Origin of the sequence: Mesotoga infera (genome assembly GCF_900157305.1) — a bacterium.
GTDB lineage: Bacteria > Thermotogota > Thermotogae > Petrotogales > Kosmotogaceae > Mesotoga > Mesotoga infera.
In genome coordinates this window covers 1,789,489-1,812,878 of the sequence record NZ_LS974202.1, presented here as the reverse complement: position 1 = coordinate 1,812,878, position 23,390 = coordinate 1,789,489, and the positions used below count along the sequence as shown (strand labels likewise).

Here is a 23,390-nt window from a genome sequence, read left to right as displayed (position 1 = left end):
CCCCTGTGGGGCCTTTTTTTATGATTCCTTCTCGTAAGGTTCACCATCTGCCGCAGGAGATCTAGTCTTTCCTATGAAACCGCCTACAACGATCAGTGTTACGATGAAAGGCAACATATTGAAAAGCGGTTTCACGTTGGCTGAAACAGATACGATCGAACTGCTCTGCAACTGGAGGTTCATGGCTTCGGCAGCACCAAAGAGCAGAGCCGCCCACATCGCGCCTGCGGGGTTCCAGTTCCCCAGAATCATCGCAGCCAGAGCTATGAAACCTCTTCCGTGGATCATGTTCTCGACGAACCTTCCCAGTTCTCCCACCGAGAGGAAGGCGCCTCCTAGACTGCTCAGGGCACCGCTCATGAGGACACCGAAATATCTGGTCTTGAAAACGTTTATGCCCAAAGTATCGGCCGCTTCAGGGTTTTCACCGACCGCCCTCATCCTCAAACCCAGAGGTGTCCTGTACATCAGGATCCAGCTAGCTATAACGGCGGCGATTGCCAAGTAGGTGAAGGGGCTCATCGATCCGAAGATGTCGCCAACGAAGGGCACTCCCTTCAGCCAGCCAATCTCTATGTACGGAACCCTTCCTATGAAATCCGTCTGACCTTCGTTCCCGAATATGGGAATCATGAGAAAAGAGGTGGTTCCCTGGGCGACGATAACCAGTGCCGTTGCGCTGACTATCTGGTTGGCCGACCAGCGAATGCTCGCCCATGCGTGGAACCAGGTGAACCCAACTCCTATTATGACAGCCATCAAAACACCGATCCAGGCGTTCCCCGTGATTAAAGTGAAAACTATGGAGTTGAAGGCACCCATCAACATTATTCCTTCGAGGGCGATGTTGGTAACGCCAGTTATCTCACTGTAAGTACCGCCCAGAGCGGAAAATATCAGAGGCGTCGCAGAAAGCAGAGTCAACTTATAGAAAAGCGGATTAACGAGAATAGCAAAAATAGCCTCAATCCAGCTCATGCCGTGGTCACCCCTTTCCTGCCTTTCAAGTATATAAGGGTGGTGACGATTCTTTCCGCCGCCACCAGAAAGATCACAATTCCCTGGATTATGGAAACTATATCGTTGGGTATCTGTGCTCTTATCTGCATAGCGTTGGATCCGGTTCTCAGAGCCGCTATCAGAAGAGCGGCGAAGATTATTCCTATTGGATTGTTTCGTCCGATGAGCGCTATGGTTATTCCGTCAAAGCCACGTCCGCCGGTCAGTTCACCCACGAATCTGTGAGGCGGAACCCCGAGAAGGTCCACAATACCGGCCATTCCGGCCAACGCTCCGCTGATGGCCATCGTCATTATGATGCTCTTTCTTATGCTGATGCCGCCGTACTCGGCCGCGTAGGGATTGAAGCCCACACCCTTCAATTCGTAACCGGTCGTTGTCTTCTCAATGAAGACGTACATTACCACCGCCACAATAACGGCTATGAAGATGCCTATACTCAGTTCCGTCGCCTGGACCTTCAGGACGACCGGAAGCTTCGCGGCTTCGCCTATCTCAGGGCTCTTTGGCGTACCCGAGCCCACGGCCAGAGGTCCGGTGACCATGAAGGAGGCAAAGTTGGCCGCTATCCAGTTGAGCATTATGGTCGAAATGACTTCGTGAGCGCCGGTGAAAGCCTTTAAAAAACCGGCTATCGATGCCCAGAAGGCGCCTGCCAGCATCCCTACGATTATGGATAGTGGTATAGCTATCACCGAAGGAATGCCGCCTATGCTCATTGCGACTATTGCTCCCATCAGTGCGCCGATAGTCATCTGGCCTTCGGCACCTATGTTGAAGACACCGGCGCGGAAACCGAAACCAACGGCCAGGCCGGTGAGTATCAAAGGAGTCATCTTGATTATAGTGTTGGCGAGCTGTTCGGCACCGCCGAAAGCTCCTTCCAGCATTATTCTATAGGCAGTCAGAGGATTTTTGCCGATGATTATTATAACGATCGAAGCTATCAACAGTGCGATAATTACCGAAACTATAGGTACCAGCAAAGCGTAGATTTTGCTTCGGTCCATTCTCAATCACCCCCGCTCTTTCACTACTTCTGCCTTGCTGTGACCGGCCATCATTAGTCCTATCTCTTCGCGGTTCACTTCATCGGGAAGCACTTCACCCATTATTTTACCTTCATAGAAAACCAATATCCGGTCTGAGAGAGAGAATATCTCGTCCAGTTCCATTGAAACCAGGAGGATACCGATACCCTTCGCTCTCATATTGAGTATCGTTTTGTGTATGAACTCAATAGCTCCGATATCAAGTCCCCTAGTTGGCTGGGATATCGCCACGACTTTTGGCTCTATTGGAATGGTACTCAACTCCCTTCCCACCACGACTTTCTGCTGATTCCCTCCGGAAAGGTTGCCTCCCAGGATCTCTATGTCTTTGGGTCTAACGTCGAAAGTATCGACGATGTATCTGGCAAATTTCTTGACCTCTTTCATATCTATGAAACCTTCAGAAGCGAAGGGTTTGTCGTTGTGCTTTCCCAGGATCAGATTGTAATAGACCGGGTACTGTGAAATCAGACCCCTTTTAAGTCTATCCTCAGGAATATGTGTCAATCCAGATTCTCTAATGTCGAGGGCAGACTTGTTCGTAAGATCCTTTCCCATGAGAGTTATACTGCCACTCTCGGCTTTTCTCAATCCCGTAATGGCTTCTATGAGTTCCGTCTGGCCGTTTCCGGCCACACCGGCTATTCCCAGTATCTCACCCTCTCTAACGCTGAAGGATACATTTTTGACGGTATCGAGTTTTCTGTTGTCTTTCACGTGGAGGTTTTTAACTTCCAGGAGCGTCTTCCCGGGCTTGCGAGCTTCTTTCTCGACTCTGAGTAGTACTTCTCTACCCACCATCATGTTGGCCAGTTGCCTGGGGTTGGTATCTTTGGTATCGACCTGGCCTGTGACTTTTCCCAGTCTCATAACTGTTACTCTGTCGGTTATAGCCATCACTTCGTTCAACTTGTGAGTGATGAAGATTATGGTCTTCCCGTTTTCTTTGAGGACCCTCAATATTTTGAAGAGTTCCCCGGTCTCCTGGGGAGTCAACACCGCAGTCGGTTCATCGAAGATCAGTATGTTTGCTCCTCTATAAAGGATCTTCAAAATTTCGACTCTCTGCTGCATACCGACCGGTATATCTTCTATCATCGCATCGACATCGACCGATAGACCGTACTTTTTGGAGAGTTCCAAGACAGATTTTCTCGATTTGCCGCTATCGATAAAGAGGTTGAAGGGACCCCGTCTAGGCTCTGAGCCGAGAACGACATTTTCCGAGACCGTCTGGTTGTCAACGAGCATGAAGTGCTGGTGAACCATCCCTATTCCTGCGTCGATAGCGTCTCTCGGACCCTTGAAAATAAATCTCTCTCCGTTTATATAGATCTCGCCTTCGTCCGGTGTATAAAGACCGTACAGTTGGTTCATGAGAGTGGATTTTCCGGCACCATTCTCTCCGACGAGCGCATGTATTTCGCCTTTCTTGACGAAGAAATCTACGTTATCGTTCGCGATCACGGAGGGGAATCTCTTGGTGATACCTTTCATGGCAACGGCCATACCGGAAAGATCGAGGTTTTTAACGTTTGTGGCGTCCATATGCTCACCCCCATCGTTCATGATACGAAAGATCGGGAGAGCGTTAACCCTCCCGATCTTTGATATCACACGATTGTGTGAAAATAAACCATTATGGTAACGTTATAGCGGGAACTACGAAAGCGTCCAGCTTTTCCTGCGTATCTGGAACAACAACGTTTCCGGCCTTGATCTGTTCCTTCAAGAACTCAACTTCGCCGAGAATAGCCGGGCCAACTACATCCTTGGTGTACTTCATCGGGCTTATTCCGACACCCTCATCCTTTATACCCAGGATCTTGGTGCCGGACTCGAAAGTTCCCAGGGCAATGCTCATGACAGCCTGATAGGAGGCCATATCGACTCTCTTGACTGAGCTTGTTAGAACTCTTCCGGGTGCCATATAATCCTGGTCGACATCTACACCGACTGCAAAGAAGCCTTCTCCCTTCTCGGCCGCTGCTTCGATTACTCCGTTTCCACAGGCTCCGGAAGCGTGGAAGACTATATCTGCGCCTTCGGCGAACTGTGCGAGAGCGAGATCCTTACCCTTTTTGGGATCATTGAAATCCATTGTGTATCCCTGGAGCATGGAGATCGTCTTTCCGTGAAGCTCTTCGTAGACTCTTATTCCAGCTTCATAGCCGTAGCGGAACCTTTCAACCGGCGGTATCGGGATTCCACCGACGAAACCTACCATATTGGTCTTCGTCATCGCTGCAACGACGTAACCCACAAGGAAGGCTCCTTCCTGTTCTTTGAAGAGATAAGTTGCCACGTTGTTTGGCATATTCTCGATCGGGTCGATGTCGATTCCGACAAAGTAAGTGTCTGGGAACTGGGGAGCTACCTTGTAAAGAGCATCGGCCATCATGAACCCAACTCCGAAGACAATATCAGCTTCTTTGGCTGCGTTGGAGAGGTTTGGTATGTAGTCCGACTGCTCTTTGGACTGGACTACCTCTTTCTCGAGTCCGAGAAAATCAGATGCCTTAACGATTCCTTCCCAGGTTCCATCGTTGAATGATTTGTCGCCAAGCCCGCCGACGTCGGTAACCATGATCACCTTCATCGCCATTACCGGAAGGGCAACCATGAGAATAAGAGAAATGACCAAAAGCACTCTGAGTTTCATTCACTAACACTCCCTTTCTTTTGAGATAGTAAAACCCATAGAACTGATAGAACAATTATACCTGCAAAAACAATCAAAAACAAAGCGTTTATAGACGGGTCAACGGTTATATTGAGAATCGGCGAACCACCTTGAACAAATAGAGTCAACTCATTCATTTCAACCAGGGATATTATGAAATAGACACTAATAACAACGATATTAATCAACGAGATCAACGGCTTCTTAATCAAGAATATGATCACCGAAAGTAAAAAGAGACCCAATGCCAGTGCAACGAATTTTGGAACCCTGAAGACTCTCACAATGGCCGGAAGAGCCGCTTTTTCTAGATAGTCGGATACCTCAGCGAGATAATCGTCCATGACCACGTTCAGCTCGGGTTTGGATTTCAGAGAGGTTTCTACGAATTCATTGAAATCTGCCCTCAGCGTTTCTCCCGAGTACCTAATTATCCTCTCGGAAGAAGATACGAAACTTTTAAGCAACGATGCGAAGTTCTTGGCGTTTCTTTCGCTGTCTCTTATGAAATTGCTCAGGTCTTTCGACAATCCACGGAGTTCATCAGAATATGCTCGCTGATTTTCGATAGACATATACTCAGAAAAAGCCGGAGCGTTTACTCTCAGTCTTCCGTTGTTATCAATGGTGTATGATAGACCGGCATTGTTGGAAAATGCGTTCAACTCGTTTGGTACTATAACTCTCAACACTCTCTTAAAACTGTTCAATTCGCTGGAGACGACCGAACTGAGATCTCTTATCTCCAGGCTTATCAGAGATTCTGGCGCGAGGAAGAGGTCCCTTTTGAGAGTTGGATAATAAATCGAATCGTAGAAACCTTCAAAACTGTCCATCGAGATTTCCGATACATCGTTGTAAAGCTCTAAGAAGGGGAAGATTGCTATCATCGCCAACAATAGAAGTTTTGCCAGGAGCAGCGGCTTTTTTACGCCCTTCTTGAAAATCGAGAAGACGGCCATTATCAAAATAAAGGCGAAGACCGGGAGTCCTATTATAGAGTACAGCGATAGATCGAAGAGATTCCTCGTCACGTCGGTCAGGAAAAGCATGTAGAATATCTCGAAGGTAATTACGATACCCAGCCAGTATTTTTTGAGTGCTGGAAGAATGAAGAAAGCTATCAGAGCCAGAGTTATATAACCTACAAATCTTAACCACCAGAGATTCATTCCCTTTTCGCTCACGGAAACGATCTCTCTGGATAGCGAGTTCCGTATCTGCCCCAGAATGCCGGCCTGAATGGGAATAATCTTTTTCACTTCGTCACTTATATCCTTCTCTATAAGTCCAACCGGAGTGAATTGTCTCATTGAAAGTACCTGTGAAGCCATTTGCAGTTTCTCGATGGACTTCAGTCGCGAATCGGGATTTTCGTTGAGGATCTCGACCACTCTTTCGTAATCCGGATTATTCTGAGGTATGCTTAGATTGAGTCCTTTGACAGAAAGTGTTTTCATGCTTATTTCGGTCGGATAGTGCGGAACTTCTTCGGCCAGCCCGATAGATCTGTACAACCAGAGCTGAAAGAGGTCTCTAGTGGCGTTCATCAGATTGGAATCCATTAGGGAAGCCACGTCCAGTGCCGCCTGAACCGCGAATCTCTTCACTTCCTCTTCTACCAGCGACGAAACGTTGTACTCGCGTTTTCCAATAGTGTCAATACTCGAGTTGAGAAGATTGTAGATCTGGTTGTTTGAAAGCGAGAGTATCTCTCTTTCGGACTTTTCGTCAGCGTCTGCCTTTAAAGAGTACTGCGCGAAAGCGTCGGTCTTTTTCAGTTCTCCCGGAAAGGCCGAGGGTTCATCTTTGACCAGGCCCAGCGCGTAAGCCATCCATTCTTTATAGACAGCTTCAGCCATACCCCTGACCTGGCTGGTGAAGGAATTGAAGGTCGAGAGATAAGCCGGCATTTCGTTCAGAGTTCCGACCTGGAATGCCTTACCGGAGAAATCCGATAGTACCCATGCGAGAAAGGCGCTGTAGGCTATTCTGTCATCGTTGCTCGTAAAATCCTCGACCGGTAGCGACTCAAGATGTCTCGAAAGAAGATCGGCTATGGTGGTAGCGCTTTCCTTCTTCTCGATGCTGCCGACCATTTGAAGTTTGTACAACCTGTAAACGGAGAGATAATTCAGATCCTCTTCTAGTTTTTTTATCTTTTGAAGCTCCGGAACTTCTCTCTGATAATCGTTCATGTAGCTCTTGAATCTATCGAGTACCTCTTCCTGGCTGAAAGAAAAGGAAAGTACAGAAACGGCTAATAAAAGAACGACCGTGAGAAATCTCTTTGGCACTTCACACCTCCAGCCCGATCACTTTTTTAGCATATTCTCTATGGCATTGATAATGACATTGAGCCCTGTTGTGTTGGCTGCTCCGTCAGGTAAAACTATATCACAAAAATACTTCTGAGGCTCTATGAAACTCTCGAACGATGGGGAGACGAACTTCCTGTACTGAGTGATTATACTCTCGAGTGACCGACCACGCTCCCTGGTATCCCTCTCTATTCTCCTGATCAGCCTCTCATCGGCCGGTGCATCGATGTAAATCGAAAAATCGAACAGTTCTCTCATCTCTTTCCTGAACATGACCAGCAACCCCTCGACCAGCACGAGCGGCCTGGGTTCGAATGTCCTCCATATCCCGTCCTCGCGTCTGTATGTCACCATACTATATACCGGCACTTTCACCGTACCGTTTTCCTTTATAGTTCTGAGATGAGACTCAAAGAGCTCGAAATCGAAGGCTTTGGGTGAATCAAAATTGAACTCCCTTGGATCGGTACCCGGTTCCAGATTCTTGTAATAATCATCCATCGAAAGTACGGCAGCCCTGTCGTTGAAGTGGGTGTATATAACGTTCGTGACCGAGGTCTTACCGGCACCGCTTCCACCGATTATAGATACCAGAACCATTATTCCCTCCTCCTGCCAGAGTGAAGACTTATACTGAAGGCCAGAGATCGAAAGGAAACGGAAATATCTATCTCTTCTACTTTCACACTGTCGGGCAGATTCAACCTAACCGGAGCGAAGTTCACTATTCCCTGCACTCCCGCATCAACCAGCGCATCGGCCGTTTCCTGAGCCGCTTCGGCCGGTACCGTGATCACTCCCATATTTATCGCTCTCTCTTTCACGACACTCTTCAATATCGAAATAGGCTCGATCGAGAGATCGTTCGGAATTGGAATCCCGATCTTGTTAGGGTTGTTGTCAAAGAGAGCCTTAATGAAAAAACCTGACTTGCTAAGGCCAGGATAAACAGCCAAAGCCATTCCCAGATTCCCCATACCTACTATGCACACGTTCCATATCTTCCTCATTCCAAGAATATCGCTGACACTTTCCAGCAACTGCTGGGTGCTGTAGCCGACCCCGCGTCTTCCAAACTCGCCGAAATACGACAAATCTTTGCGAACCTGGCTGGCCTTTATGCCGAGCTCATCGGCGATTTCTTTGGATGATACACTCGCTTTACCGGAAAAGAGAATATTTTCGAGGCATCTATAATATACGGCAAGTCTCTTTATGGTCGGTTTTGGAATTTTCTGATTATCCAATCCTGTCAACCTCCTGAAAACCAAAGAGATTCCATTTGTGAAAATTATATCACGCGCGGATTCTCTACAGCCCCAGCGTTGGGTTCTCAGATTGTATCGCTTTCCCATGCTATAATTATTGCTGTAGTCCTTTACCTGGAGAATGGTGGGAGTTCTATTTTATGGCAAAGAGGGGCAATTTCAATGATCAGATGATAATCATTTTGTTGTTGGTCATTTCGCTTTTTCTTTTTGTCGAATCACTTTTTCTCTATCGTTTCGTAAAAGACAAGATGGCCGTCGAATACGAAATAGAGTTCCAATCGTTATCGGCCGGGTTGAGAATATTGATCGGAGACGAAGGCTACAGATTGGTGGCCGGAGAAAGCCTCATCATAAAGGTTCGTCGCAACGAGAGAGTAGTTGTAAGGCAAGAGACCCTGGGAAGATATACAATTAAAAGTGGTGAAAAGGTGGTCAGCGTGACAATTCCACAAGTGGAAGTGAGTGTAAGATAAATGGGAGATCTCAGAAGAACTGAACTGGTGAATCTGGTTACGTTTATTTTTGGCTCTTATATAGATTACAGACTCCAAGAAGTACAACCTATTCTTGAAAGAAGTTTCGGACCGGTCGATTACATCTCAAAAACTCTCGATTTCGATCGATTCACCTCTTTCTATAACGACGAGATGGGGTACAAGCTCTCGGGAAAATTACTGTCTTTCAAGAGATTGATACATCCACAGCAGCTTTCATTGATAAAACACATCACCAACACCATCGAGATAGACCTGTCGGTTGATGGCAAGAGAAAGGTCAATGTCGACCCCGGTTATGTACATCACGCTCAGTTCGTCCTGGCATCTACCAAACATTGGGCCAATCGCATCTACATAGGCGACGGAATGTATGCAGAGATTACCCTGGTGTTCATAAACGGTCAATTTACCCCGCTGCCCTATACTTACCCAAATTACAGGGATCGCGAGTACGTGGAAGAACTCATGAAGATTCGTGAGCAGTACTTGCAGAAGAGAAAGGAAAGGTTATGAACCTCGGAGTACTCACTCTGGGCTGTCCCAAGAACCTGGCCGACATGGACAACTTTGCGGGAATCATGAAGAGCCAGGGTCACACGATAGTCGATGAAATCGACGAGACAGATCTGATAATTATAGACACTTGTGGTTTCATCGAAGAGGCGAAGAAAGAGAGCATCGACGAGATATTCAAGGCCATTTCGGCCAAAAAGGGAAAGCCCGGACTTAAAGTTGTCGCCGTCGGTTGTCTGGTACAGAGGTATTTCGAAGAGATGAAATCCGATATTCCAGAGCTCGATGGATTGATAGGTGTCACGAGTCCATTGACTCTGGCCAGACTCATAGAGAAAGGCGAACTCTTTTATCTTCAGGCGCCTGAAGGAGTCTATGGTTATTTCAACCGTCGGGCTTCGGGCTACAGCGCCTATGTGAAGATAGGCGACGGCTGTAACAGAAACTGTGCCTTTTGTTCGATCCCACTCTTCAAAGGCCCCTCTGCGAGCCGTTCTGTGGAGAGTATTAAAAGCGAGACGCTCTCTTTGGTAAAGAAGGGTGTCAAAGAAATTGTACTTGTATCTCAGGATAATACCCAGTACGGTCGCGATCTCGACGGCGATCTTGATCTGGGATGTTTGTTGAGAGAACTCAACGATCTGAGCGGAGATTTCTGGATAAGAGTCATGTATCTCCACCCCGACCATGTCGACCTCTCTCTTATCGATACGATGCTTGAATTGCCCAAGGTTGTAGATTACTTTGATATGCCTGTACAGAGCGGTTCGGACAGAATTTTGAAAGCGATGGGAAGAACCAGGAACAGTTCGGAACTCGGGTCGATCTTCAATTTCATAAGAGCCAAGGCTCCTCACAGCGTCCTGAGAACAACTTTAATGCTGGGCTTTCCCGGAGAGACGGAAGAGACGTTCAGAGAAACCATGGATTTCGTGAAGAACGTAGAGTTCGACAGGCTCGGAGGGTTCGTTTATTCCAGGGAAGAGGGAACAGATTCTTTCAACAAAAGAAGAACTACAACTACCGTTCGCGCAAAGGAGATGCTCGAGCTTCTTCTCCAGGAACAGGATGGTATATCGGCTACGAGATTGAGCCGGTACAGGGGCAAGGTGATGAAGGTTCTGATTGAAGAGGCAGGACAGAGTTACAGTATTGGCAGGGCCTTCAACAGCGCTCCAGAAATAGATGGCGTGGTTGTGCTTAAGGGCCATGTCGAAGAGGGACTTTTCACTAACGTCAGAATTACTGATACTTTTGAACACGATATGGAAGGTGTTGTTCTTGATGAACTTGCCTAATTTATTAACATTGAGCAGGATAGTACTCACCGTTCCGGCTCTCCTTCTTTTAACGACCGGGAACGGGACTGTTCTATACTTTCTGTCGGCCGTGGTCTTCATTGTCGCGGCTCTGACGGATTTCTTCGACGGAAGAATTGCCAGAAAGCGTGGCCTGGTAACTGATCTGGGAAAGTTTCTGGATCAACTTTCCGACAAGATACTGGTGACATCGATTTTCCTGGGCTTTTTGACCCTGTCAAAAGTTAGCGTCTGGTTTCTCTTCTTGATGATCTTCAGGGACACTATGGTATCGGGAATAAGGATGATGGCTTCCAGTCAGGGGAGAGTAATCGCGGCCGATTTTTTTGGCAAAGCCAAGACAGTTTCTCAGATGGCCTTCATCGGAATTTTGTACTTAAACGTTATATGGGATCTTTTCGATCCGCTGATGATATTTATCATAGAGTTGTTGGTTGCGGTGCTCACTCTTGCGAGCGGATTCAATTACCTTCTAAAGAATTTGCAGATTTTCAAAGGGGGTAGTTGAGTTGCGGTCATTCATCGCGATAGATACAGGGCAGCAGGTCCAGATGATGATTGAATCGGTGGTAGAAAAACTCAAGAGAATGGGCTTCAGGGCCTCGTGGGTACCGGGTGGCAACTCGCACCTCACCATCTCGTTTCTGGACAGCGTGGAATTGCAAAGGCTCGAGCTCCTTGCCACGATGCTTTCAAAAAGGCTACGGGGCTTCCCCACCTTTACTCTCGAAACTGGAAAGCTCGGTTACTTCAAGCATAAAGAACTGCCTAAAGTTGTCTGGATAGGCATCGAAAGGAACCAGACGCTCTCAAATCTTCACAGAGAAGTCAGATCTGTCCTAGAATCGATGAGTTTTCCCGTCGAAGACAATTTCAGGCCGCATCTTACGGTTGGGAGGATGAAGTTCAGTCCGCCCCTGTGGCATAAGTTCCTTGAAACCATCGAAACAGAAAAGATAGTATTTCAGGTCAACGAAGTTAGTGTGTTCGAGTCTATTCTCTCTAGAGAAGGAGCGAAGTACAGGAAAGTCTTCACGTGCAGTTTTGAAGGAGGACTGATTAAGCATGATTTCCAAGGATAAGAAGAATGCACTTGAAAGGGCAATAAAAGACATCGAAAAGCAGTTCGGGAAGGGCTCGGTTATGTTGATGGGAGAACTGGAAGACCAGAACATCGAAGTTATATCAACCGGTTCATTGGCTCTGGATATAGCCCTCACTGTCGGTGGTTATCCCAGGGGGAGAGTCGTCGAAGTTTACGGTGCAGAATCCAGCGGTAAGACAACTATAGCACTACATGCGATTGCCGAAGTACAGAAGCGCGGTGGTATCGCGGCCTTCATAGATGCCGAGCATGCGCTCGATATCAATTATGCTCAAAATCTGGGAGTTGATGTCGATAATCTGCTGGTTTCGCAGCCAGATTACGGCGAGCAGGCACTTGATATTGTAGATGGGCTAATCAGATCCAACGCCGTCGATCTTATAGTGGTTGACTCCGTGGCCGCTCTCGTACCACGCACCGAGATAGAAGGTGCCATGGGAGAGCTGCAAGTCGGCTTACAGGCTAGACTCATGTCGCAGGCTCTGAGAAAGATCTCAGGTAATGTTAGCAGATCCAAATGCATAGTTATCTTCATCAATCAGACAAGAATGAAGATCGGTGTCGTTTACGGAAACCCCGAAACCACAACCGGAGGTGTGGCGCTGAAGTTCTATTCCTCCGTAAGGCTCGAAGTGAGAAAGGGAAGCGCGATCAGAGAAGGTACCAACGTGCTTGGAAATGAAACAATTATCAAAGTCGTGAAAAACAAAGTAGCGCCTCCATTCAAAGAGGCCAAGGTCGACATCATCTATGGACAGGGTATCGAGCATGCCAACGAACTGTTCAACCTGGCCGCAGAGGCAAACATAATAGAGAGAAAAGGTGCCTGGTACAACTACATAACCCCCGATGGCGCTGAAGTCAGCATCGGGCAGGGGAAGGCCAACGGAGTGGAGTATCTTAAAAGCAATCCGGATGTGATGTTCGAAATCGAGAACAGACTAAGGGCCGCAAACAATCTGCCCCTCCTGGAAAGGCAAAAAGAGGAAAAGGAAGAAGAATGAAGTCTGATCCGGTCGGCGATGCATTGAGATACTTGAAGTTCAGACTTAGATCGGCCAGAGAAATTCAGGAATACCTCACTCGAAGGCAGTACGACCAGAGTGAAATCGCCGAAACCATGAAGAAATTGGTAGAGCAGGGTTTGATAAACGATGAGCGGTTTGCGGCCATTTATATAAGCGACGGTCTCAACGTTCACTACAAAGGGCCGTTCAGATTGAAGATGGAGCTTTTGGAGCTGGGCGTGGCCGAGGAAACTATAGAAGAGGCCATGAACAGAGAAATTAAAGAGTGTGACTTGAAAGAGATAATCAAGAGAGCCATTGGAAACGCAAGGGCAGAGGACGCTGAAAAACTAAGGAGAAAACTCTTCAGAAGGGGTTTCCCGATTGGGAGTATCGATGAAGTATTGAGAGAGATATTGTGAAAGGAGGGAGCTGGTATCCTAGAGTAATTACAGCAAAGGGCCAGCGACGTGTGGATGATTTTAGTAATAGTTGGAATAATGGTCGGTCTGGCAGCCGGATTTACCCTGGCCTATTATATATTGATTCCTCGGGCCGTCAAAAAAGTAAAAGATGATTTGCAAAATCAGCTTAAAGCGGCTAAACAAGACTCGGAATCGATACTAAAAAGGGCAAACGAAGAGGCCGAACACCTCAAAAAGAAAGCCTTGATCGAGGGCAGAGAAGAATTACATAAACTGAGGGAAGAGCAAGAAAAGGAGTTCAAGAGAGACAGGGAAGAACTCAAGCAATGGGAAGAAAGGATCTCAAGAAGAGAGGACAACATCGATAAGAAGGAAGAGACTATCGAAAAGGCGAGACAACAGGTCGAGAATGAAAGGATAGCGGTGGAGACCATGAAAGAAGAGGCCGAAAAGAAATTATTCCACCTTTCCGAACTCACCATGGAAGAAGCCAGAGATATTGTCCTCAAGAGAGCCGAGGAGATATACGAACACGATCTGGCGCAGAAGCTCAAACAGCTTAAAGACCAGTACGACGAAGAGGGGAGTCGTTACGCCAAATGGGTCATCGTCAATTCGATACAGAGGTATGCGGCCGACTATACCGGAGATGTAACCGTAAGCACGGTGAGTCTGCCGTCCGACGAGATGAAGGGAAGAATAATAGGTAGAGAGGGAAGAAATATAAGGGCCTTCGAGAAACTCACCGGATCGGACCTTGTGATCGACGACACGCCAGAAGTGGTTGTTGTCTCCTGTTTCAACCCCTTAAGAAGGGCCATAGCGAAAATGACTCTTGACAAACTGGTTGAAGACGGTAGAATTCATCCGGCTCGCATAGAAGAGATGTACGAAAAATCGAAGAAGGAGATTTACAACGAAATAAAGGAAGCCGGTCAAGAAGCGCTTATGAAGGTTGGGATACCTTCCATGCATCCCGAACTGGTCAAGCTTCTCGGACGGTTGAAGTTCAGAACCAGTTACGGTCAGAACGTCCTGCAACACTCCATAGAAGTCGCGCATCTGGCCGCTCTAATGGCTTCGGAGCTGGGGCTGAACGTTGACAAGGTCAAGCGCGGGGCTATACTCCACGATATAGGAAAGGCCGTAGATCATGAAATCGAAGGATCGCACTCGATTATCGGGGGAGAGATAGCCAAGAGATTTGGAGAGAAGAACCAGGTGGTGAACATGATTCAGTACCACCACGGCGAGACCGAAGCCATAACCCCAGAGGCCGTTCTCGTGGCAGCGGCTGATGCCGTTTCTGCGTCTAGACCCGGTGCCAGGAGAGAATCGCTTGATATGTACATAAAGAGACTGGAAAGCCTGGAAAACATAGCCACAGGTTTCAAACACATCGAAAAGGCCTACGCCATACAGGCCGGCAGAGAAATACGTGTTATCGTCGAGCCTGAGAAAGTGGATGATATACTGGCTGAAAAGCTGGCGATGGACATAGCCAAAAAGATCGAAGAAGAACTTGAATACCCAGGAGTTATCAAGGTAACTGTCATCAGGGAACGCAGGAGCGTTTCCTACGCGTCGTGAACTCGTTGACATAGACTGTCGGGTGATATAAAATTGATTCCAGGTGCCAACGTAGCTCAATCGGCAGAGCGGCTCATTCGTAATGAGCAGGTTGGGGGTTCAATTCCCTTCGTTGGCTCCAGATGCGCCCTTAATGGGCGCATTGTTATAGATGGTGGTGTAAAAGATGCATGTACTTGAAGAGGAAACACTCGGTTTCATCGGACGTTGGAATCTGTTGAAACCCGCCCAGAGGGTTCTTGTAGCCGTTTCTGGCGGAAAAGATTCCATGGCTCTTTTGAACATATTGTGGAACTTGAAGCCCCTCCTTTCGATCGAGCTGGTAGTGGCCAACATGGACCACGGTCTTCGTGAAAAAGGGCCGATGGAAGAAGCCGAGATGATAAGGCAGGTCTGCACCGAAAAGGGAATCGCTTTTTTTCACGAGAGAAGAGATGTGAAGGATTACATGGCGAAGACCCCTGGCCTTTCAGTCGAAGAAGCTGCAAGAAAAGTCAGATACGATTTTCTGAGAGAAGTTAAAAACGCACAATCATGTGACGTCATCGCCGTGGCTCACAACCGCGATGACCTGATCGAAACCATGTTACTTCGAATGGCACGGGGAACGGGATTGAAGGGAGTTGTTGGTCTAAGACCGTCGAATGGTGATATAGTAAGACCATTACTGTTCTGTGATATGCAACGTATCATGGATTATGTTACAATTAACATGGTTACATTTATGGAAGACGAGACAAATCTGGATACAAGCTTTGACAGAAACTCTGTGCGTCTTAAGATAGTGCCGGAGTTAAAGAGATTGAATCCGTCTTTCAACGAAGCGATGTGGCGTTTTTTTGAAAATCTTTACGATGGCTATTCGATAGTCGAAAAAGACATTATGGAAGCGCTGTCGTCGTTCGAGACAATAGATGGAATACTCTTCGTTGAGAACGTCAGGTTGAAAGGTATGTACAGAGCGCTACTTTTCGAGACTGTGAGAGAGATCGTTTCGAAAATGAGTTCAGACGGTTATCCGCCTTCTAGAGAAAGAATCGAGGCCTTTTACGATCTTCTTATGAGCGAGAGAAACGGCTGGACCGTAGAATTCAGAGAAGATCTAAAGGGATCCAGGCTTGGAAATTACGTGTTTTTTTACAAGAAGAGCCTGATATTTGAAACTCTTGAATCGGTAGAGGTATTTTCACTGCCTTTTGAAATCTCTCTCGGAGGTTGGAGATTGAGAATCCGGGAAGGGAAAAAACTCTCAGGCAGGTTGGATGGACGTTTTTTAAGCGTGTGCGGTATCAGAAGAATGACTCTTCCATTGAAACTGAGACCGGCTGATAAAAAAGATTATATCGTTCCTTTCGGGATGAGCGGTACCAAGAGAATTGAACGAATAGTCTCGGAGAAAGGTTTGAAGGGTTTTTGGAGCAAATTACTGATTCTAGAAAATGCCAGAGGTGAGATTCTCTGGGTTCCTGGCATCGTGACCAGCGAGCTTTGTAGGGCGGACCCTTCATGTACTGAATTAGTAGTTTTTAGCCTTGAAAGGAGGTAATTCATGGAACAAAGGCCCAGGCTCGGGATGATCCTTTTTTATGTTGTTTTAGGCATATTCTTGTTGGTCGCTCTTCGTGGTTTGTACCCATCGGAAACCAGCATTGAAGTCCCATATACTAAGTTTCTGGATGATTTCAATAACATAATAGATATAGTTATCTACGACAATGGAAAAGTTGTTTACATCACTGGAGACAACCCCAGACGTTCTCTAGAAACCTATTTCCCCTCTCAAACGTTGATCACTCAAACCTTTCAGGACCAGCTAGATCAACTCGCCAGAAGGGGTGTGAATATAACTTTCGAAAGAGGTGGGGATTCGCTCTTCTGGGTGAACCTTCTGGGAACCATAATCCCTCTTGCAATAATAGTCTTCATATGGTTCTTCGCCATGAGGTCGCTTTCGGGGAGGAATTCACAAGCCTTCACCTTCACAAAGAGCCCGGCCAAGAAGTATACGAGCAGTGATAAAAAGGTGACCTTTAAGGATGTCGCGGGAGTTGACGAAGCTCAACAGGAATTGGCCGATGTGGTGAGTTTCCTGAAAGACCCTTCAATATTCAGGGATACGGGTGCCAGGATGCCCAAAGGAATCCTTCTTGTAGGACCTCCTGGAACGGGAAAGACTCTTCTGGCCAGGTCGGTTGCCGGTGAAGCCGAAGTCCCATTCTTTTTCATAAGCGGTTCGGATTTCGTGGAACTTTTTGTCGGTGTGGGTGCCGCAAGGGTTAGAGATCTCTTCGCGCAGGCAAAGACATCGGCTCCGGCCATCGTGTTTATAGACGAAATCGACGCCGTGGGCAGACACAGGGGAGCCGGCCTAGGGGGAGGTCACGATGAACGTGAACAGACTCTCAACCAAATACTGGTAGAAATGGACGGTTTTGACGCCAAGACGGGCGTCATCGTAATTGCCGCCACAAACAGACCGGATATTCTGGATAAAGCTCTGTTGAGACCGGGAAGGTTTGATAAAAAGATCTCTGTCGATCCACCAGACCTGAATGGCAGGGCGGCTATTTTGAAGATACACATGCGTGGTAAACCGATCGACCCCGATGTAGATGTGCAGCTTCTTGCCAGAAGAACCCCCGGCTTCGTGGGAGCCGATCTGGAAAACCTGATAAATGAAGCGGCCATTCTATCGGCAAGAAAGAAGAAAAAGATGATCGGCATGTTTGAGCTGGAAGAGGCTATCGATAGAGTCCTTGCCGGGCCGGCGAAAAAGTCCAGGATAATCAGCGACAAGGAGAAGAAAATTCTCGCCTATCACGAACTGGGACACGCGGTGGTAGGCCTTGTTTTACCGAACGCCTTCCCGGTTCACAAAGTAACGATCATACCGCGCGGTACCTCGACACTGGGCTTCACCGAGAGCCTTCCGCTAGAGGATCGCTATTTGATAACCAAATCCGAGCTTCTGGACAACATGGCTCAGGCTCTAGGTGGTAGAGCGGCCGAGGATCTGGTCTTTGGCGAAATAACCACCGGAGCCTCCAGCGATCTTGAAAGGGCCAGCGCCATGGCCAGGAGCATGGTGACTCAGTTCGGTATGAGTGAGAGACTTGGACCGATAGCCTGGGGCAAGGAAGAAGAAGAGGTCTTCCTCGGCAGAGAACTTACCAGGATGAAGAATTACTCCGAGGAGATAGCGAGTGAAATCGATGCTGAAGTGAAGAAGATAGTCCTCACCAGTTACGAAAAGGCCAAGAGAGTGCTTTCCGACCAGAGGAAGAAACTCGATGAAGCGGCCGAGTTTCTTCTTCAGAAAGAGACTATTACGGGAAGAGAACTGGCCGATATTCTTGGTCTTGATAGCGGTAATTTCTACAAAGACGATTTTGAAGAGGTAGATGTCGTCACAGGCCCAAAAATCGAAGGTGGAAAGATCATGGGGAAACCGGAGCTTGGAAATGCCTGATCTGGAGAAGTTGAGAGCTCTCACGGGAAAGACGTACACCTTTTCTCTCACTCCCGACGATGTTTCGCTACGCTGGTCGGAAAATTCCGATAGCGAAATTCTTGGACTGATTTCCACAAGCGGGCTTCTTAAGTTAGTGCACGGATGTGGTCACAGTCTTCTGAACGATTTAGAAGTCGATGGTCTGGTGAGTGTGGTGTGTGAGACTTCTCTCAAGCACCTGTCGCCCGTCAAATTCTTCGAAGAGATTACTGTGAATATGGATCTGGCGGTTTTAGACGGTGTAAACGTCAAATTTTCAGGCACAGTCCTTCAAAACGAAGTTTTAAGAGCTTCTTTTGAGTTCGTAAGGAGATTCGTATCTCTCGATTTTCTCAGGAGAAGCGTTAGTGCGTAAACCCAGGGATACGAGAAGCTGGAACGAATACTCGCTGGTGTCGGCTTTTAGATCGAAAGAACGTTTCATAGAAGAGATAGACTTCACCGGTGATGTGCTTGTAGCCCTTATATATCCTAACGATTACAGAGTAGCGAGTTCAAGTTTATCGACACACGTACTCTTGAAAAGGTTTAACTCGCTGCCTAACGTGAGGGCTGAGCGTTTTTATTACGTTCCAGAATCGAAGAGGTTTTACTCTCTGGACAGTTTAACGCCATTGGACGAGTTCAGGATCTGGGCCTTTTCAGTGCATTTCGAACTCGATATACTAAACGTCTTTGACATCTTGAATAGCTACGGAATACCCCTTAAAAGAGGGGAAAGATTACCTTCCCATCCTGTGATAGTTATGGGCGGGGCAATGACATATTTCAACGATTCTCTAGTTTCCAGAGTAGCCGACGTGGTCAACAGGGGTGATCTAAATCGGAACTTTCTAGAAAGATTGGCCGCCCTTAGGCCGTCCATGAACAGAGAGGAAACCGTATCTGTGATGACTTTGGAACCGGAGGCTCCAGAGGTTTTTTACGACGATGAGCTGGGACAGAGCTTGTTTATCACCCCGGAATCGGTTTTCAAAGATCGTTTTCTTATAGAGATCGGTAGAGGCTGCAAAAGAAAATGTAGATTCTGTGTTTCGGGTTATCGCTTTGGTAATGCCAGATTCAGAGATCCAGACGAACTTCTGGATATAATGGATCGCCAGGCTCATATCACGAAAAGATTCGGACTCGTCGCGGCCACGGTAACCGATTATCCATTCATTGACCGTGTACTGGAACGTGCGATCGAACTAGATTACGATCTGTCGGTCTCTTCGTTGAGGCTGGACGCTCTGTCGGAAAACCTTCTGGAAGTTTTGAAAAAAGGTAATCAGAAGATTTTCACCATAGCACCCGAAGGAGGAAGTCAGAGAATCAGAAACCTCTTCGGGAAAGGTATAAACGATAGAGACATAGATACAGCCCTGGAAATGGGCATTAAAAAAGGATTCAAAAATATCAAACTCTATTTCATATACGGGGCTTTCTTCGAAGACGAGTCCGACAGGAGTGGAATAGTGGATATTGCGAAATCGGCCGTAAGAATGGGTTATTCGCAGGTGGTATTGAGTTTGAATCCGCTCGTACCAAAACCGGGCACCCCTTTCGAAGGAATGCCGATGGAGAGCTTACAGTTGCTTAAGAAGATTGAAAGGGATCTAAAAAGCAGGTTAAGAATGCCCGGCGTGAAATCAGATTTTGAAAGCCTTAAGGAATCATTTCTGCAGTACGCACTGGGAAACATCGATGAGGCAGGTTCTGAGAATTTCCTGGAATATCTGAAAGAGGAGAGAAATGCTACCCCTTTCCTCCAGAGATATGTAGAAGAACTGAATTTGAGACGGAAGGAGTGGAAAATGCATGGCAAAGAAGAGTATTCTTGTTATTGATGATGAACCCTCGATTGTGGAACTTCTGACCTTTAACCTGAAGAAGGAAGGTTACGACGTTCTGAAAGCCTACGACGCTGAAGAAGCCTTGAAGATTGCAGAGGACAACGAAACGGACATGTTCATAGTCGATATAATGCTTCCCGGAATGGACGGCTTCGAACTGGTGAGAAATTTGAGAGCTACGGAAAAGTTCAGGCAGACTCCGGTGATCTTCCTCAGCGCGAAGAGCGAAGAGTTCGACAAAGTCCTCGGACTGGAACTTGGTGCCGACGATTACATCACAAAGCCATTCAGCGTCAGAGAGGTTCTGGCTAGAATCAGAGCGGTTTTTAGAAGAATTCAGCAGAGTGCCCAGGCCAAGGAGGAAAGACCCAAGAAGATAATCGCCAGAGAACTCGAGATCGATACCGAGAAGTACGAAGTAAGAGTGAGAAACAGGATGGTAAGCCTTACTCCGCTTGAGTTCGAACTTTTGAGATTTTTGGCCGAGAACGAAGGAAAGGTCTTTAGCCGGGACGTTCTCCTCGACAAACTGTGGGGCTATGACTACTACGGCGATACCAGAACGGTTGATGTACACATAAGAAGGCTCAGAACCAAGATAGAAGAAGATGCTTCGAATCCAAAGTACATTATTACCGTTAGAGGAAAAGGTTACAAGTTCAGAGACCCGGGAAAGGAAGACTGATTCGTTGCTCCTTCTCTGTCTACTTTTTACAATTGTATCTGTTTCTCTCTTTATACTTTATTTTATCGAGAAGCAGAAGAACGAGCGATCGAATGCTGCTAAAAGGCGCTTTGCGGATATGGTAGATGTTCCACAAAGCGCCGAGTTCATCTTCATATACAAAAGAGTTCAACAACTGCTCGCCCAGAGCCGGGAGGCTTACGACCGGCTCAGCGCGAGGCAGGAGAACCTCATGACCATCCTGGACAACCTCGGCGAAGCGCTCTTAATAACTTCCAACGACGGGAGGATCGAATACGTTAACAAGTCCGCCAGAGATCTCTCCAGCAAAGAGCTCCTGGGAAGGAAAATAAGCGAAGGCATAGACAACTACTATATAGGAGACCTACTCGATGAGGTTATCAGAACTGGTGAAAACCAGGAATCGGAAATAAATATGTACTACCCCAAAAGAGCGATAATGGAATGCAAGATCATACGCGTAGCGCTGAAGGAACAGGTAAAGCATCTTATATTGCTGAGGGACATTACTAAAGAGAAAGAACTCGAAGCGATGAGAAGAGACTTTGTGGCCAACGTTTCACACGAGTTGAGAACGCCGTTGACTTCAATACACGGATACTCAGAGACATTGGCCGAAGACGATCTGGAGGATAAAGAAACCGTTTACAGGTTTCTGAAAATAATCGAGAACGAATCGGCGAGAATGACGAGATTGATAAACGATCTTCTCGATCTGGAAAAACTTGAATCTGGCGATGCAACCTTCAACTTCGAAGAAATCGAATTGATAGAAGTGGCCAACTACGTTCTCAGAATAGTGAAACCGCTGGCCGACGAAAGAGAAGTAATACTAAATACTGACCTGGAAGAGGGCATCTTCATAGATGGAGACTTCGACAGACTGGTACAGCTGCTTCTGAATCTGGTGGATAACGCCGTCAAATACACCGCAGCCAAAGAGCACGGCCCGAAAGAAGTCTGGTTGAGAATTTATGCGCAAAACAATTTTGCTCTGATTGAAGTTGAGGACAGTGGTGTCGGAATACCCGAAGAATCGCTCAAACATATTTTCGAAAGATTCTACAGGGTTGACAAGGCTCGATCAAGAAAGATGGGCGGAACCGGTCTAGGGCTGGCCATAACTCGTTTTATAGTAGAAAAACACAGAGGTAGCATCAACCTGGAGAGCGAGTATGGAACGGGCACGATTTTCAAGGTAAAACTGCCGTTGAAGAAGGTGTTTGGATGAGAATATACGATATCATTCTGAAAAAACGTAACGGACTGGAGAACTCCCGATCCGAAATAGAAGAGCTGGTAACGGGCTATGTGAAAGGTCTGGTACCAGACTACCAGATGGCGGCCTGGCTGATGGCCGTTTACTTCAACCACCTCTCTCCGGAAGAAAGATCCTCCCTGACAGATATAATGTTGAACTCCGGAGAGAAAATAGACCTGTCGTCCATCGAGGGTACCAAAATCGATAAACACTCTACCGGTGGCGTCGGTGACAAGGTTACACTCATAGTGGGACCTGTGGTGGCCTCCTGCGGGTTGGTCTTCGCAAAACTCTCCGGCAGGGGGCTGGGTCATACCGGGGGCACGATCGACAAGCTCGAGTCCATACCGGGTTTCACCACTTCACTGGAAGTTGATAGATTCAAAAAGCAGGCTTCAAAAATCGGAATAGCCCTGGCCGGTCAGACTGCCGAAGTTGCCGTTGCCGACAAGAAGATATATGCCCTGAGAGATGTTACGGCAACGGTCGAAGAGATTTCACTCATAGCCTCAAGCATAATGAGTAAAAAACTCGCCATCGGTTCCGATGGAATACTCCTCGATGTCAAAACTGGCAAGGGTGCCTTCATGAAGAATTTCAAAGATGCAAGGGAACTCGCTCTGGCAATGATAGACATCGGCAAAAGAGGAGGTAAAAAGGTAGGTGCGGTCATAAGCGACATGGACCAGCCCCTTGGAAGAATGGTGGGCAATTCTCTAGAAGTAATCGAGGCTATAGAGACGCTGAAAGGCAACGGCCCGGCCGATCTAGAGCTTCTGTGCCGGGTGATCTCCGAAAGAATGTTGATAATCGGAGGGGTCGCCGACGAAAACAGTGCACCCGATATAGTTAAAGACGTTATCGACTCGGGAAAGGCCTTGGCCAAATTCGACGAGTTCGTTGCCGCTCAGGGAGGTCCGATCGACTTATCCGCCAACTACCGGAAATATCTTTCCCCGGCCGGTGTTATCGAAGAGATCAAGGCCGAACGAGATGGTTTCGTCTCTGGAATCGATGCCGAAGGTGTCGGGTTGGTATGTATGAGACTCGGAGCCGGCAGAAAGACCAAAGAGGATGTAATCGATCCGGCCGTAGGGGTGGAAGTAATAAAAAAGATCGGCGACAGAGTGGCCAGAGGTGAAACGCTTGCCGTTATACACGGGAATAGTCGGGAACTGGTGGAATTGGAGAGAAAAGTCCTCATGGAGACTTTCTCTTTTTCTACTAGCGAAGTGTTGCCCCCTCAAATCGTTCACGAGGTTCTCTGAGGTGAT

22 protein-coding genes and 1 tRNA gene are annotated in these 23,390 nt (G+C 47.3%); 16 read left to right on the top strand and 7 right to left on the bottom strand.

Annotated features, from left to right (window positions below; translation table 11 throughout):
* Window positions 1-18: 18 nt before the first annotated feature.
* From MESINF_RS08175 to MESINF_RS08145, 7 genes are all read right to left on the bottom strand, one after another.
* The gene (locus MESINF_RS08175) at window positions 19-978 is read right to left on the bottom strand and encodes an ABC transporter permease (protein WP_169699364.1); all 960 of its coding nucleotides are present in this window, start codon (window positions 976-978) and stop codon (window positions 19-21) included.
* Complete coding sequence (locus tag MESINF_RS08170; RefSeq protein ID WP_169699363.1) at window positions 975-2,030, bottom strand: ABC transporter permease; 1,056 nt, start codon at window positions 2,028-2,030, stop codon at window positions 975-977. Before MESINF_RS08170 ends, MESINF_RS08175 begins: the two co-directional genes overlap by 4 nt.
* Before the next feature lie 6 nt (window positions 2,031-2,036).
* On the bottom strand, window positions 2,037-3,620 hold the full coding sequence (locus tag MESINF_RS08165; RefSeq protein ID WP_169699362.1) for an ABC transporter ATP-binding protein: 1,584 nt from the start codon (window positions 3,618-3,620) through the stop codon (window positions 2,037-2,039).
* A 91-nt stretch (window positions 3,621-3,711) separates the two neighbouring features.
* Complete coding sequence (locus MESINF_RS08160; protein WP_169699361.1) at window positions 3,712-4,734, bottom strand: BMP family lipoprotein; 1,023 nt, start codon at window positions 4,732-4,734, stop codon at window positions 3,712-3,714.
* Complete coding sequence (locus tag MESINF_RS08155) at window positions 4,731-7,052, bottom strand: hypothetical protein (RefSeq protein ID WP_169699360.1); 2,322 nt, start codon at window positions 7,050-7,052, stop codon at window positions 4,731-4,733. The genes MESINF_RS08160 and MESINF_RS08155 overlap by 4 nt, the downstream gene beginning before the upstream one ends.
* A gap of 18 nt (window positions 7,053-7,070) precedes the next feature.
* On the bottom strand, window positions 7,071-7,676 hold the full coding sequence (udk, locus tag MESINF_RS08150) for a uridine kinase (RefSeq protein ID WP_169699359.1): 606 nt from the start codon (window positions 7,674-7,676) through the stop codon (window positions 7,071-7,073).
* Window positions 7,676-8,323: a redox-sensing transcriptional repressor Rex gene (locus MESINF_RS08145; RefSeq protein WP_169699358.1), complete on the bottom strand. Its 648-nt coding sequence runs from the start codon at window positions 8,321-8,323 to the stop codon at window positions 7,676-7,678. The genes udk and MESINF_RS08145 overlap by 1 nt, the downstream gene beginning before the upstream one ends.
* A 161-nt stretch (window positions 8,324-8,484) precedes the next feature.
* Between MESINF_RS08145 and MESINF_RS08140 the strand changes: the two genes are divergently transcribed.
* The 16 genes from MESINF_RS08140 (at window position 8,485) to MESINF_RS08065 (ending at window position 23,384) form a co-directional block, all read left to right on the top strand.
* Window positions 8,485-8,820: a hypothetical protein gene (locus tag MESINF_RS08140; protein ID WP_169699357.1), complete on the top strand. Its 336-nt coding sequence runs from the start codon at window positions 8,485-8,487 to the stop codon at window positions 8,818-8,820.
* Window positions 8,821-9,357, top strand: a complete 537-nt coding sequence (locus MESINF_RS08135; RefSeq protein ID WP_169699356.1) for a DUF4416 family protein — start codon at window positions 8,821-8,823, stop codon at window positions 9,355-9,357. It begins immediately after the preceding gene.
* Window positions 9,354-10,655 carry a 30S ribosomal protein S12 methylthiotransferase RimO gene (gene rimO / locus MESINF_RS08130; RefSeq protein ID WP_169699355.1) on the top strand — a complete coding sequence of 434 codons (1,302 nt, stop codon included), beginning with the start codon at window positions 9,354-9,356 and terminating at the stop codon, window positions 10,653-10,655. The genes MESINF_RS08135 and rimO overlap by 4 nt, the downstream gene beginning before the upstream one ends.
* Window positions 10,642-11,184, top strand: a complete 543-nt coding sequence (pgsA, locus tag MESINF_RS08125) for a CDP-diacylglycerol--glycerol-3-phosphate 3-phosphatidyltransferase (RefSeq protein WP_169699354.1) — start codon at window positions 10,642-10,644, stop codon at window positions 11,182-11,184. The genes rimO and pgsA overlap by 14 nt, the downstream gene beginning before the upstream one ends.
* Before the next feature lies 1 nt (window position 11,185).
* Window positions 11,186-11,758 carry an RNA 2',3'-cyclic phosphodiesterase gene (gene thpR / locus MESINF_RS08120; protein WP_169699353.1) on the top strand — a complete coding sequence of 191 codons (573 nt, stop codon included), beginning with the start codon at window positions 11,186-11,188 and terminating at the stop codon, window positions 11,756-11,758.
* The gene (recA, locus tag MESINF_RS08115; protein WP_169699352.1) at window positions 11,742-12,785 is read left to right on the top strand and encodes a recombinase RecA; all 1,044 of its coding nucleotides are present in this window, start codon (window positions 11,742-11,744) and stop codon (window positions 12,783-12,785) included. The genes thpR and recA overlap by 17 nt, the downstream gene beginning before the upstream one ends.
* Window positions 12,782-13,210, top strand: coding sequence for a regulatory protein RecX (locus MESINF_RS08110; RefSeq protein WP_169699351.1), 429 nt, complete (start codon window positions 12,782-12,784; stop codon window positions 13,208-13,210). Before recA ends, MESINF_RS08110 begins: the two co-directional genes overlap by 4 nt.
* 54 nt (window positions 13,211-13,264) lie before the next feature.
* A complete protein-coding gene (gene rny, locus MESINF_RS08105) occupies window positions 13,265-14,803 on the top strand; it encodes a ribonuclease Y (RefSeq protein ID WP_169699350.1) in 1,539 nt (512 codons plus the stop codon).
* A gap of 45 nt (window positions 14,804-14,848) precedes the next feature.
* A tRNA-Thr gene (locus MESINF_RS08100) sits at window positions 14,849-14,924 on the top strand.
* A 45-nt stretch (window positions 14,925-14,969) separates the two neighbouring features.
* A complete protein-coding gene (gene tilS / locus MESINF_RS08095) occupies window positions 14,970-16,349 on the top strand; it encodes a tRNA lysidine(34) synthetase TilS (RefSeq protein ID WP_169699349.1) in 1,380 nt (459 codons plus the stop codon).
* Window positions 16,350-16,352: 3 nt separating this feature from the next.
* Window positions 16,353-18,272: an ATP-dependent zinc metalloprotease FtsH gene (gene ftsH / locus MESINF_RS08090; RefSeq protein ID WP_169699348.1), complete on the top strand. Its 1,920-nt coding sequence runs from the start codon at window positions 16,353-16,355 to the stop codon at window positions 18,270-18,272.
* On the top strand, window positions 18,265-18,669 hold the full coding sequence (locus MESINF_RS08085) for a hypothetical protein (RefSeq protein ID WP_169699347.1): 405 nt from the start codon (window positions 18,265-18,267) through the stop codon (window positions 18,667-18,669). The genes ftsH and MESINF_RS08085 overlap by 8 nt, the downstream gene beginning before the upstream one ends.
* Window positions 18,662-20,143, top strand: a complete 1,482-nt coding sequence (locus tag MESINF_RS08080) for a B12-binding domain-containing radical SAM protein (protein WP_169699346.1) — start codon at window positions 18,662-18,664, stop codon at window positions 20,141-20,143. Before MESINF_RS08085 ends, MESINF_RS08080 begins: the two co-directional genes overlap by 8 nt.
* Window positions 20,115-20,834: a response regulator transcription factor gene (locus tag MESINF_RS08075; protein ID WP_169699345.1), complete on the top strand. Its 720-nt coding sequence runs from the start codon at window positions 20,115-20,117 to the stop codon at window positions 20,832-20,834. Before MESINF_RS08080 ends, MESINF_RS08075 begins: the two co-directional genes overlap by 29 nt.
* Window positions 20,835-20,952: 118 nt before the next feature.
* A complete protein-coding gene (locus tag MESINF_RS08070; RefSeq protein ID WP_231936679.1) occupies window positions 20,953-22,086 on the top strand; it encodes a sensor histidine kinase in 1,134 nt (377 codons plus the stop codon).
* Window positions 22,083-23,384 (top strand): thymidine phosphorylase, encoded by a 1,302-nt coding sequence (locus MESINF_RS08065; protein WP_169699343.1) that lies wholly within the window; start codon window positions 22,083-22,085, stop codon window positions 23,382-23,384. Before MESINF_RS08070 ends, MESINF_RS08065 begins: the two co-directional genes overlap by 4 nt.
* The last annotated feature ends 6 nt before the right edge of the window (window positions 23,385-23,390 follow it).